Genomic DNA, 13298 nt, shown 5'->3' with positions numbered 1-13298 from the left:
ACTTTCAGTGAAATTAGTATGAATAAGAATGCGATAAGATATCTATCGCTCCTCCTGGTTTTCTTAATGGGAGGTTCATTCCTAGCTGGAATAACAACATTTGGTCAAACAAGTTCCACAGCTGGCGGAGTTACCATATCAGTGAGCAATCAGTGGGTAGGCAACGACACAGTGGTACTTGTAGCAATTTACAATCCCAATGTTCCTCAAAATCAATATGGTGCCAAGTATGTAGCGGGTAACGTAACAATTTCCGCTGCAGGCGTTACAGTACCTCTAATAAGCAATGATACATCAAATGCCTCAGTGGTATATTACCTGAATAACGGGCAACATTACTTCTGGTTCTTCATAACAATGACCCCAGTTCCTACTGCCACTGCTTCATCCCTATCCATGACCAAGTCCCTTACAATAAACAATACACTTACTGCAGTGACGTTGACCAATCCCTATCTTAGCTTCACTACTCAGTATACAAAAATCCAAACTGACGGACAAAATGGCGTATTTCAGCTTACACTACCCTCATCCTTCCCCAATCAGTTGTGTGGGGAGTATGGTCAAACCATATATGGAGGCCATAAAGTAAATATTACTGACTTATATTACTTTTATCAGCATTACGACGCTAAAACAATTACGATCTCATATAGCACAGGTGCATCTGTAACAATTAACGATTACTTGGCAGACTCAAGCAATTACGCAGCTACCCTCCAGACTACCGAGTCCACAGTACCCCTTAACTCCACTTGGCCAGTATACTTCGTGGACAATATCATGCAAGCTGATCCACTTGTTGGCGGAAATGGTGGCTTCATGATCACGGTAAACGGAAATCAGGTATCTCCAGTTATTCAAAACGTATCCTACCTAGCGATAAAGAACGGAGTTTACGTGAACACAACTGTATTTACTAATAACCCTGTTCCTAATGCACAGGCGATGTTTGGCTATGGAAAAGTCTACTACGGAAACTTCACCATGTACACCAGTTCGATTGTCACTAACAAGACGTATGCAACGCTACTATCTGGGAACAACTACTACACCCCAGCTAATGTGTCCTTTAGTCAATACAAGATGCTAGTGACCAGCGGTTTATTCACCACAAATACGCCTATAACCATATACCTGTCCGATTGGATTGGAAATAACGCCTCGGTATCCGTAACGGGCACTATAAAGGAGACGATTCCGCAACCAATTTCCCTCTCAGTTCTGAAGGGAGAAAACTTAACAGTAAACGCTTTCGATAACATATCGAACTTTAGCGTCAACGAGAACATAATGGTGTATGTGGCTCTCCAGAGTATTACAGGATCTACTTATAAGACTGCTATGATTTCTCTTCCTGAGACCTATGCAGGTTCAGGCGTATTCAGTTTGCCTACGGTTCTAAGAATCGGCTCATCGCCAAGTATTACTTACTCATCCTCTCAAGTGACAATAACCCTACCACCTTATGATTTCAGTAATACTTCCCTATTGATAACAGCTACTAACGATATAGGTGCCTCGTATTATTATCTTGGTACTAACGTCGTTAAGAATATATCCACTCCCGGTACCATAGTTGTTGAAACTCCAATTTCACTTGTTCCTATACCCAACGAAAAGTCTATCGCCAATGTGACTCCTGTGATAGAGCTAGCGTATAATGAGCCAAATCTAGCTTTCGGAACTGCTACCGCGTTAACAGTTAGTGGTACAAGTATAGAATATAATGGAGTGCAAGTAGCAACTGATAGCGTAACTGCAGTTCTTCCAAATGGGACAGTAATTAGCGGGAATCTTAATGGATTAAATATTAACAGTTTAACATCTGCTAACGGTAACGGTACATTCTTCATTGTAGTACCTAGCACTGTTATAAAGACTTTCTTAGGAACTCATACTTACATACCTTCAGGAACAGAGTTGACGTTCAAGATTTATGATGAGTTCGCTGCTGAAACTCTTAGCGTGACCTATACGTTCACGACCATAGCACCAGTAATAGCCATTAAGACTCCAACTTCTACGTCGTTCTCATCAGCCGAGACCGCATACTTGCCACCACTACCTTATAACATAGTCCCAGAGAAACACTACATTTCAGTTAACGTTACTGATACTCTATATGCCCAAAGCATTCCATCATCGGCTCTTCAAACTACAGTCCAGATAATAGTGGAGAATCCATCAGGACAACAAGTAGGTAACATGATAACTACCGTGGTTTCCGAGACTGCTGCCAATAGTGGACTCTTTACAGGCGAGATATACTATACGGTAAATGAAGACAGTTATGGATATTGGTTATTCATAAACGGCCAAAATATTACCAACTTGAAATACGTCGTTAATGGTGGTCTCATAGTATTTGAGTACACTTCTCCATCATCTCAGTCAACTGTTAACGCTACGGTCGTGCTCAAACCATCACCATTCACCCTAAGCGTAAGCAAGAATTCAGCCAACCCTGGACAGTATGTTAATGTCTCCGTGAATAGTCCTGGACTCGTAGAATCTAGTAACATGAAGTTTACAGGTTCACTAATAATCTACGCTCAATTTGCGGAATGGAACGGACCTGGTTCTCAACCCACAATTGCTGTGTCTCCAATCACCTTGAAGGAAGTTTCTGCCGGGTCTCCAATATTCGGAGGAACTATAGTATTAGGTAATTCAAGCGTAGTCTCCTCGGGTAATCTTACCTCCTTAATAAGTACCTCAGGGTACACTGTTGCCCCTGGATCTGTGGTGCTTGTGAATGCGAATGCCACCATAGGGCCAACAAGTACCTCCAGTTCCATAACACCATACTATCAGCAGCAATCGATATCCATCAATGTAGTTGGTGTCAACGTATCGATACTTAACCCATCTCCAGCATCACCATTCGCTAAGCTTGAGATTGAACTCCAGTCTCCACTGTTCAACCTGCTTAAGCATCCTCCAGCAGGGAACTACACTACGGCAGGATCTAGCGCTGGAATATTAGAGGGAATACTTTCGACCGTAACCACCCAGCAGTCCCAGCAACTTATTACTTCAACTCAACTTGTGTCTTCAAGCACCTCATTCTACTACAACAATACTATATGGATTATAGAGACTCCAATGACCTTATGGAGTGGCATCCCTGGAAGCTACGGAGTACCTATAGAAGTGAATCTGACTGATCTCCTAACCGTAACTCATAACGTGTATACAATTCATGTGGTTGAAGTTCCTAACGTCACCACAGGTACTGTGTCTCTGGTATCCGCCTATGCTGTTCCCAGCGTCTCCAGTAATGTTGCCCAGCTACAGATTAATGGATTAGTGCCTCCAGTGATCTCCGTATTCTTCAACGGTAACAACATCACGCAGTCAGCAAGTGAGGCAATTCCGTTCCCCAATACTACAGCCGGTGAGTTAGTGAATATCACGGTATATGCACCTGATGCTGTCAATAATTTCAACGTGCCAGGCTCCGGTACTACATTCAATGTTACGATAATGAACATCGCAAATGGTGAGACAACTACGCTTACACTAACACAGATGACTAAGATAATCAGCGGTGTAGCTGTTCCTACTCCATACTACACAGGGTTATTGAAGGTGGTTGAACCAACAGTGTACACTCCTGGTATACCTGGCGAAATCTCAGCTTCCTCTGGAGTTGTTAATAAGGTAGAGGTCAATATGAACCTTGTAGAAGGTTACTACTTCAATGCGCAGGGATTGGCGCAACAGCTAACGATGAAGGCTAACTCCTACTTCTATGTGGGAGTTATCAAGTTGAGCGTCTTAGTATCTCACTTCACAATATTGAGCAACGGAACACCCGTAACTAGCATGCATGTAGGAAAGTCTTACAGCCTATTATTCAATGTAACCAACAACGGTAATGTGAACGAGACAATATATGGTACACTAGAGGTACTATTGAATGGTACTCCAGTTCAACCAGAGATTGTGGCCCAGATAACCTTAGCGCCAGGACAGAGCACCCAGATAGGTACACTGTTTACTCCCACAATGGCAGGTAACTACACCATAACCTTCATACCATTCCAGAACAACCTGTTAAGTATACCCTACAACCAAGGATTGACCGAGGTTGTTACGGCAAGTTAATTTTTTTCCTTCCTTTATAAGTTAAGGGTGATTAAATATGAAGTATAATCTTCTTCCCTTGATTCTTTTATCCCTACTAGTAGCACCATTGTTGGCCATGGGTTCAGCTCCAGCTATTACAGTAACTACTCAACCAGTATATCATCCTGGACAGACTGTATTCATTTCAGGAGTTACTTCTCCTAACACTCTTGTGGGCATAACAATCTATAATCCGCAGGGGAAGGCAGTTTACTCCAACACCACCACAAGCGGACCTAATGGAGATTACTCATTGAAAGCCTTCACATTCCCGCTACAGGAGAGCACAACGTTCCCATTCGGGACTTATACCGTTCAGGTTGGGACCCAGACTGGGTTCACCAACTCCACAACGTTCCAATTCCTACCTCTAACCGCTACGGTAAATGTATTAGTGGTTAATCCACAGGGTGTACCAATTCAGGGAGCCACTGTTACTGCAGATAGTGTGACTGCCACTACCAACGCTTCAGGTCAGGCAGTTTTGAACCTTCCCACGGGGACATATACCTTGAAGGTAGTTCCCCCATCTCCATACTCACCTGCCAGCGAGAACATAACAGTAACAGCACCTAATACATACTCATTCAAGATAACTGTACAGATCCAGGAACTGGCTCTCCAGGTAGTTAGCGCTACTTCACCCAACGTTAATCTGAAGGATTTGACAAGCGGGACAAGCATAACAATGATTGGTGGCACTACACTCACATTGATGAGCATGGTAACATTCGCAGGCCAGCCAATAAGTACGGCTACTGTGACTGCTATGTATAACGGAACCATGTATAATGCAACCTATATGAATGGTTACTACGTTATCACCATATCAGTTCCCAACACGCAGTATGAGACTGACTTAGTAATACAGGCGACCTACTCTGGGATGCAATCCAACACTGTAACCCTTCCGTTAACCGTGAATGTTAATGAACAGGCTATAATAGCAAGTCTTAACTCGACAATACAGTCTCTCGAGTCTCAAATAAGCTCACTAAGTAGCACTGTCTCCACTCTCAGTAGCTCAGTCACAAGTTTGAGCAATACTGTATCTAGTTTGAGTAGCACCGTCTCTAAGCTCAACGGCACTGTGGCAAGTCTACAGGGTTCCGTGTCCACACTGTCTAGCGAATACAGTACCCTAAACAGCAGGGTTAATGCACTTTCAGGTCTCTCTGGCACGGTGGATATTGCTCTAGCAGTTAGCATCATAGCCATAATCATCTCCATAGTTGTCCTTATCCTAGTCTTCAGAAAGATAAGTTAATTTTTTTCTTAAAACTTTTTCAAATTAATTCTTCTGCTTCTGCTGTGACATATATATTTTTCTATATTTATGCAATAAATAGTATACAGTTAGCTAGAGACTAACACTTAGCTTAAAATGTGGTGCTTGGATCTGATTTCATGAGAGTAGGCCTAGTTACTTTTTCCTTGATGAACCTACGGGAAGGTGGAGCAGAGAGGCATGTTAGAGAATTTGTTAATGTTGCTAAGAATAGATTTGAACTTGTTCTCTTCCCCACTTTAAACACGTATTTACAAGTTGAAAACGAGGAAGATAAAAATGCCCTAATCAAGAGAGCTCAGGAGCTAGAGAAGGAGGGTATTACACTAGCCTCAGAGTTTTACTCCTTGGTTGACCGCTCGATTACCAGGAAAGAGCGTCTCTTGAATTTTGTGGACTTTCGTTTACTGCGCGAGTTAAGTAAGGCCTACTATTCCGATCTAAACAAGATTGATTTTCTTTTCTCCCCGAACTTTATATCTCCAGACGTAGTTCTCCTGGCTAGCCACTCAGGAAAAGGTTATGGAATTCTGATAAACGGGTATATAGCGCCCCTTCACATGGATCCCCTCTCATATTCCATTTATAAGTTTAGGATTGGTCAGGAGAGCTTTCTTAGCTCATTGCCTAAAAACCTTCTAATTTCTAATTATTGGGCTAAAGCCATTAAGATTATGAAAAATAATCCACCTAAGTTCGTGGCAGGCGTAAATAGGGTAGCTATTGAAGGAGTGATAGGTAAATTGCCAACTAATCACGTCATACTAGATCCTGGATTTGCAATTGATCCATCTATCATAAAGTATAGGTCTGAAGCGAAGGATAACTATGCAATCTTCGCTGCAGCTAGAGTAGAACCCAGTAAGGGGATGCTAGATCTGTTGAGGATCATGAAGCTCCTTAAAAGTGCAGACGTGAAACTAAAGATCATGGGAAGGTTAAAATCAGATTCTTCCAATTTTTATCGATTAGCGGAACGTTATGGCGTAAGGGATAAGATAGAATACCTAGGATTTCTATCTGGAGAGGAAAAGTACAAGGTCATGAGCTCTGCAAGGGTCATGGTTTACCCGTCTCATGACGATACCAATGCATTGGTTGTGATGGAATCCCTTGCAGTTGGGACTCCCGTCGTTACCTATGCTATTCCTGGCATTAAGTACGTGTATGATGGTGTTCCTGGTGTAACGCTAGTGAAAGAGTTTAACTATGACGGAATGGCGAAAGAGATTAACAAGATCATGCATACTCAATATTCGTTAAATGATGAGAAGCTACAGAAATTACTCTCCCATCATAGTTCTTGGGCCAAGGTGGTCGAACAAGAGGTTAACCTGATACTTAAATATATGAATGAGAGTCAGAAGTAGTGCTAGCATAATTTTAACTGGTCCAAGAAAGGTCGTAACGGTGGAAGAGCTAAAATACTAATTTACGTTAGCTCAAGAAAAGCTAGATAGTGTTATCCTTGACCTATCCCCAACCACGAGTCGCGTGATCCTGGGTACTCCTGTTTTGCTCTCTACGACCACATCGTTACCTATGATGCTGTCGCTTATCCTGGAAACCCCCCTTATCTTCACGCCCTTCATTACGATCGAGTTCTCTATCTCTACGTCACTAAGCTCGCAGTCATCCCAGATCGAGGTGTATGGGCCAATGAACACGTTGGGGCCTATAACGCAGTTCTTCCCTATGATTGCAGGTCCGCGAATTATTACGTTCTCCTTCAAGACTGTCCCCTCCCCGACCTGTACCCTGCCCTCGATCCTCGCGTGATCGTGTCTAAACCCACCGTGAAGAGAGTCCAGCACAAGCTGGTTCGCCTCAAGCAGGTCCTCCGGCTTCCCGGTGTCCTTCCACCATCCCTCCACCTGGACCGCCTCAACCCTCCTACCGTCCTCGACCATGAGCTGTAACACGTCTGTAATCTCGTACTCCCCCCTCCAGCTAGGCTTCAGCCTCTTCGTATAGTCGTGGACCACGGGAGTGAAAACGTAAACTCCCACAAGTGCCAGGTTAGAGGGCGGATCCTTGGGTTTCTCCACGAGCCTCTTCACCCTCCCGTCCTCGAGGACGACGACGCCGTACTGCCTCGGGTCCTTCACGGGAGTTACGCCAATCACTGCGTCTGCGTTGGTGTCCCGGAACTTGTTCAAGAATTGGGAGATCCCGTTCTGCAGGAGGTTGTCCCCAAGGTGCATGACGAAGGGCTCGTCCAGGTACTTCTCAGCCTTCATGACCGCGTGGGCTAGCCCAAGGGGCTCCTGTTCCACGTAGGTGAAGCTCGCGGGGTAGTTCCCGTCGATGGCCTCCTTTATCCCCTCCTTGAGTGGACCCAAGATCACCACAATGTCGCGTATACCCGCGTTCACTAGGTTCTCCACTGCATACAAGACCATGGGCTTGTTAGCGATGGGAATCGCGTGCTTGTTCCCTGTGTGAGTTAAGGGTCTCAACCTAGTTCCGTGTCCTCCTGCGAGGATAAGCCCCTTCATGAAGTGTAGTTCTAGTCTCGGTAAATAAGCTTTGAAGAAAATAAAGGCTCAATATCCTGCAGTTTATTTCTCTCTAAACTTATAAGAAATATATATAGTGTAATCATGAAGCCTCCAATATATGTACAACTAAGCGATACCATGCGCAAGAAGGATGGAAACAAGTCTAGCAAAATATTCTTTCCTCCACAGGAAATATGCAGAAATAGTTGGAGCTAGTTCCTCAATGGACTATGTAATTCCGAAATTTGGGACTTTACGGTGATGCCATGAGATAGTAGTAATTCAGACTATCTTTATTAAATTAACTAAATTCAGATTGTAAAGTAAAGCTGAATTATCCATCAACACTAAGCTTAATAATTTTCACTCAAAATCATAATTTGTGGAGAGATCACCCCTTATATCAGTCATTATAACAGTATATGAAAGAGATAAATTCATAATGCATGCGTTAAAGAGTGTATTAAATCAGACGCTTGATAACGATAAGTATGAAATTGTGGTTGTAGGAAAACTTCAAAATAGAGATATCCTAGAATTCTTACAAAAAGAACGGATAACTTTCATCGAGAATAAGGAAAGAGCGATAGGTCCAAAGATAGTGGATGGATTAAGGAAAGCCAATGGGGACATTATTTCACTCCTGGAAGATGACGATTTATTCCATGAGGATAAACTGGAGGTAGTTCTAGACACTTTTACAAAAGATAAGTCTTTAGGATTTATGTCTCATCCATTACATATAATAAATGAAGAAGGAGATCATGATCCACTGTCTAATACTGGATATGAGAGGGTTTACATTGATAAAAGTCTCCCTGATAGGAAGATGAGATTTTTTAAGGCTTGGGCTCAGGGAAGTGAGGCAAGATATACATCTTCAACAGTTAGCATCCTTAAGAATATATTGGTTAGTAATATCGAATTCTTACGTCAAGTGAATTTTTCTCCCGACTCGTTCTATATATTTGCATCATATAAATCTAAATACAATATGCTGTATAGCGAAAAAAACTTGGGAGACTTTAGAATGTCTACAGCATCACTCAGCAAAAACATATCTAGTAAAGAAAATTTTCTTCAACATAAAAGGATGTACGCATACCACTTTTGTATTGATTACCTAAATTATGCACAAATGCTTAAGAATACAGATTTAGAAAACTTTATCGAGGGGGCATCAGTCTTTCATAAGATCTATTATAACATTTTTAGTGATGATAAAGTAGATAAAAGGTGTAAGATAACCACCATCGATACAGTTAGATGGTTGTTTGATTTCCATGATTATTCCATGAGGCACTGGTATGTTAGGTTCTATCCCTTTGTCTCTAAAATGCCTTGGTTTATACGTGAACGGTTTATTGAAAAATCCTACGAACGACATAAGAAAGGGTATTTGTCTTTGGGGAAGAGGCGCTCTAACTGAGAAAAACAATGAATGAATATTTGTTGTCTGAGAGTTAATGAAGAACTTCAAATACCTATAACCATGTGTTGGGTTCATTGTATAGTTTTCGTGTTTACGCCATGATTTCTGCTCCTTATAACTTAAGCTTACTTCAAGTTCTTCGTATGTCAGAGATTCAAATAATTATTGATTGAACTTTCACAATTCGATCCTCTTCTAAAAGTTATAGACGTAGTCTGAGGTAGAGGGGATAACAGGTACGTCATAGTTAAACTAAAGCATATCAAGGCTAGATGCGGTTGGGAATCTCGTCCTAAGGATAGTTGCTTTACGTGGGAGGAGGGTCGTCCTTTATAATGTCATGGTCAAGGTAGAGATAATAAGTTACTATGTCTACAAGTAATCCTGTTTAGTCGTTAACTTATTGGTTTAGAAGATAAGAAGTTTGGTTTCTGCGTGATCTATTTTGTCTAGGAGTGAGGTAAATCGATTTTAATTATATAGAGAGTCATTAAACCAAAGTCTAAAAATTCAAGTTACAAAAGTAACCTGAACTAACTTAAGAAGGTTCGTCCATCTCAGGATAAATAATTTATAATATGTCGTATTATATAGCAGGTTACGTGGCATAGTAATGGGCCTTAGGGGGGATAGTATCACTATCGCATTTAATAAGCTTTTTAATTATATAGATATAATGATAATAACTGCGATTACTTTCTTAGTATTTCACGAATTATTGCTTAATGGTTACATAGGCTATCTTGACATGGCGACCTATCCACCCTTCATTCGTGCCTCATTTCAACTATCCACTCTTTTAGGTATCTCCTCTTCTCCTCCCATTTTTACTGTGAACTTGAATCCAGGATTAACGCTACTAGAGTCTGTCTTTGTTCTCTCCTTTCATAATTTTGGATTGAATCTTTTCTTCTTTGTTTATTTGCTAATTTGGATGCTAGGAATAAGACAACTAGCTTCCTTATTTACAAGGAATAAGGCCTTAATTATACTATCAACACTAATGGGAGGACTTAATCCAGGAACAATAGCTGTAATCGTCGACTCCCCAACCACGTTATATGTAGCTCCTATCCCATGGTTCATCGCGTTTTACTATAAGTACCGTATCAATACTGGAAGGAGAAAGGATCTGTTATACTCACTTGTTCCATTGACTATTCTGGGAATATATGGACCACCTATTCCCTCTCTCATAGGCTCTCTTCTATCAATAGAGATATTCTCGATCTTGAGGAGAGGAGTTTTTAAGATGAATATTAAATATATAATTAAATATATAATTTCACCTCTTGTAGTACTTCTATACTTCTCCCTAGTTCACGTTAATACGCTTTACTTAGTATTATCCCATGGTTCTCAGCTTTCTATGTACCAAACAGCTGTAAACATTTTCTTCCATGGAAGTTATTCTCACTCTTTCAATCTAATACAGGAGCTGGAGCTATACTTTGCTTTGACTAAAAGCGGATCTACATTTTATAATCTACTATCCTCTTGGGCTCCTCCCATTGTGTCTGAGCTATACATTTCTGCTTTGATAATTTTCATTGTTCTAGGACTGGTTTATCTTATTAGAAGAAAAATATATTTTCCCATAATCTTCGCGGGTATAATCCTAGCCCTCGCTAGTTATGAGAGCAATTACCTTGGTATCTTCTCACTGGTGCATGAGACTTTACCAATATTTTCAGGTATAGATCCATATGAGTACGGTCCCATGATTGGTTTACTTTTCCCCTTGATCATATCTAATCTATCTGGCCCTAAGCTTAAGGTCGAGAAAAACATAGTCCATATTCTTCTTATCTCCTCAATCTTCATGATTGGGGTATCTGGAACCATAGCAGGAATTGATTTTGCAATTATTTGGCACCCCATTTCAGTCCCCACGAGTTTAGAGATGGCGTATAATGAGCTTTATTCTGGGAGCAATGGGAAATCTGTACTTATTTTACCACCTAATATCAGGTTCCCCTTTTCTATTTACACACTTAACTTTTCCCAAGATTTTACCTCAGCTATCCCAAATTATCCCCCACCGTACTTCTTCTCTATCCCTAAAGGAGATACTATAACTATTTCTGATATTCCTTCTTCAGACAATCCTTATACATCGCTGTACTTAGCGTTAATATCTGAGAACTTGTCGGGGACAATGTATTACTCTAGGGAACTGGATATAGGTAAAATTCTCTTAGTTAATCCCTCGGTTTTCATAGGATACGGAAATGTTATTTACGTTTCTAACTCGACACCACTTAATATTACCTCAGTTTCCGAGGCCTTAACTATTTATGTGTATTATGTTCCTAGATTAAATTTTTTTAACAATCCAAATTTTACGATCTTATATAGTAATAATCAACTCGCAGTTATAGGTATAAATCAGACTTCGGTCTACAGTTTCAGGATATTATGGTATGGTATAGAGATTGTGCCTCTCACCAATACCACAAAGGTAGTAACGCCAGTGGGAGCTGGTACGTCTAGTGTAATTATGGCACCCTATAAGCAAGCCAATTATGGCGGGCAACTGGAGGTGATGTCAGAATCTCCCATGAAAAGTTTTGTTATATCATCATATTATGTTGTTTTTAATGCAATCAGCTATATAGTTATAATTGTTCTATACCTCTATTTAATTTTCCCTGTTCTAGGGCATCTAGTAAAGAGGATTAGATTTTCATTGAGATTCATGTAGTAAAAGCTTTCTTTGTGTACCTACGCTACCACGGAAGTTAATCCATGAAATAGTGCTTACTACAGGGGATTTAACAAGCAAACTGCTTTCAAAAAGTCTGCTAGGTTATGGCTCTCTCAATTACATTCCACATTCTCTCCTTAAATATCCTCCTGTCAAAACCTAGCGCCTTCTCCCTTAGATCTCTCCTAACGGAACTAGGAGCCTTAAGGTTATTTTTCACTAGTTCAGATGCCTCCTCAAGGGTGTCATAACTAAACTCGGGTACTATCTCAAATCCTCCGCTCTCCCTGGGAACTATGGGAACAAGGCCTGCAGCCATGGCCTCAACAATGGGTATACCGAAGTGTTCCCCAAGGGTGGGATGGAAATAGATAGAGGCCCTTTTCATCACCTCTATGAGGTGTTCCCTTTTCACGTTAGGAAGGAATTGAACGTCTGCCTTAAGCTCCTTACTTAACTTAACCAGCCTTTTCAGATAGCTATCGCTTTCCATGGAACCCACAATCACCCCCCTTATCCCTGTCATAGCGGATAGGCGCACCGCGAGATCTAGTCTCTTTCCAGGCTCAAATCTCCCGATAGTCAGGAAGAAGGGTTCACCCTCCTCGTGATATGCCTTAAGGAAATCTGTAACATCCACTGGAGGATACACTACCTCAGAATCTACTCCATAGATTTCTCTTATTGCCTTAGAGGAGTAACGGGAATTAGCTATGAACACAGATCTTTGAGCCTCTTCCCTGAATCTTTTAAGGAGACCACGCAAAGGTAGAATATAAAGCTTCCAAACTAGGGAACTATTATACTTAGACGGAACAGAGGAGAATTCAGGCGCTACGCCATAGATTATATGTTTGGCTATGTCCGAGAGAGGGATGGGAATTGCTGTTATATTCAGGAAGAAATCTGGTCTAGTTTTCCTGGCAGAGATATAGGTGAAAGCCCTCTGATACTTGTCAAATAGCCTGAGTTTAAACGGAACTACCGACAAATTAGGTAGGCCCAAATCATCCAAGGGAGGAGAGAATGTGGCCAATGTGGTGTCCACTTTTTTCTCCTTGAGTAACTCTGCCGATGCCCTGACTACGTTCCCTTCTCCGCTCACCGACTTCGTCACTCTATGAATTACTAGGGTAGATTTCATTCTCGCTATGAAACGAAGCTTCTATAAAATTTTAAGTTTATTTGGTGACAGATTTTCATGTCTTTACCTGAAAACTGTTCAGGCCATGAATC

7 protein-coding genes are annotated in these 13298 nt (G+C 41.3%); 5 read left to right on the top strand and 2 right to left on the bottom strand.

All coding sequences use genetic code 11. The features are described from left to right. Positions 1-18 precede the first annotated feature (18 nt). The 3 genes from slaA (at position 19) to ACI49J_RS02290 (ending at position 6792) form a co-directional block, all read left to right on the top strand. Complete coding sequence (gene slaA / locus ACI49J_RS02300) at positions 19-4113, top strand: S-layer protein SlaA (protein ID WP_409366455.1); 4095 nt, start codon at positions 19-21, stop codon at positions 4111-4113. A gap of 37 nt (positions 4114-4150) precedes the next feature. After that, positions 4151-5401: an S-layer protein SlaB gene (gene slaB, locus ACI49J_RS02295; protein ID WP_409366454.1), complete on the top strand. Its 1251-nt coding sequence runs from the start codon at positions 4151-4153 to the stop codon at positions 5399-5401. A 140-nt stretch (positions 5402-5541) separates the two neighbouring features. After that, the gene (locus ACI49J_RS02290; protein ID WP_409366453.1) at positions 5542-6792 is read left to right on the top strand and encodes a glycosyltransferase family 4 protein; all 1251 of its coding nucleotides are present in this window, start codon (positions 5542-5544) and stop codon (positions 6790-6792) included. A 72-nt stretch (positions 6793-6864) separates the two neighbouring features. Here ACI49J_RS02290 and ACI49J_RS02285 read toward each other — a convergent pair whose 3' ends face one another. After that, a complete protein-coding gene (locus ACI49J_RS02285) occupies positions 6865-7920 on the bottom strand; it encodes a glucose-1-phosphate thymidylyltransferase (RefSeq protein ID WP_409366452.1) in 1056 nt (351 codons plus the stop codon). Positions 7921-8305: 385 nt separating this feature from the next. Here ACI49J_RS02285 and ACI49J_RS02280 point away from each other — a divergent pair, with 385 nt between their 5' ends. Continuing rightward, positions 8306-9352, top strand: coding sequence for a glycosyltransferase family 2 protein (locus ACI49J_RS02280; protein WP_409366451.1), 1047 nt, complete (start codon positions 8306-8308; stop codon positions 9350-9352). Between the two features lie 937 nt (positions 9353-10289). Further along, complete coding sequence (locus ACI49J_RS02275) at positions 10290-12059, top strand: hypothetical protein (protein WP_409366450.1); 1770 nt, start codon at positions 10290-10292, stop codon at positions 12057-12059. Between the two features lie 100 nt (positions 12060-12159). Here ACI49J_RS02275 and ACI49J_RS02270 read toward each other — a convergent pair whose 3' ends face one another. Continuing rightward, a complete protein-coding gene (locus tag ACI49J_RS02270; protein ID WP_409366449.1) occupies positions 12160-13206 on the bottom strand; it encodes a glycosyltransferase in 1047 nt (348 codons plus the stop codon). Positions 13207-13298: the final 92 nt, after the last annotated feature.

Origin of the sequence: Metallosphaera sp. D4-4 (assembly GCF_046245145.1) — an archaeon.
GTDB lineage: Archaea > Thermoproteota > Thermoprotei_A > Sulfolobales > Sulfolobaceae > Metallosphaera > Metallosphaera sedula.
The sequence above is the reverse complement of the archived record's forward strand: the minus strand, read 5'-3'. Positions and strand labels throughout refer to the sequence as shown.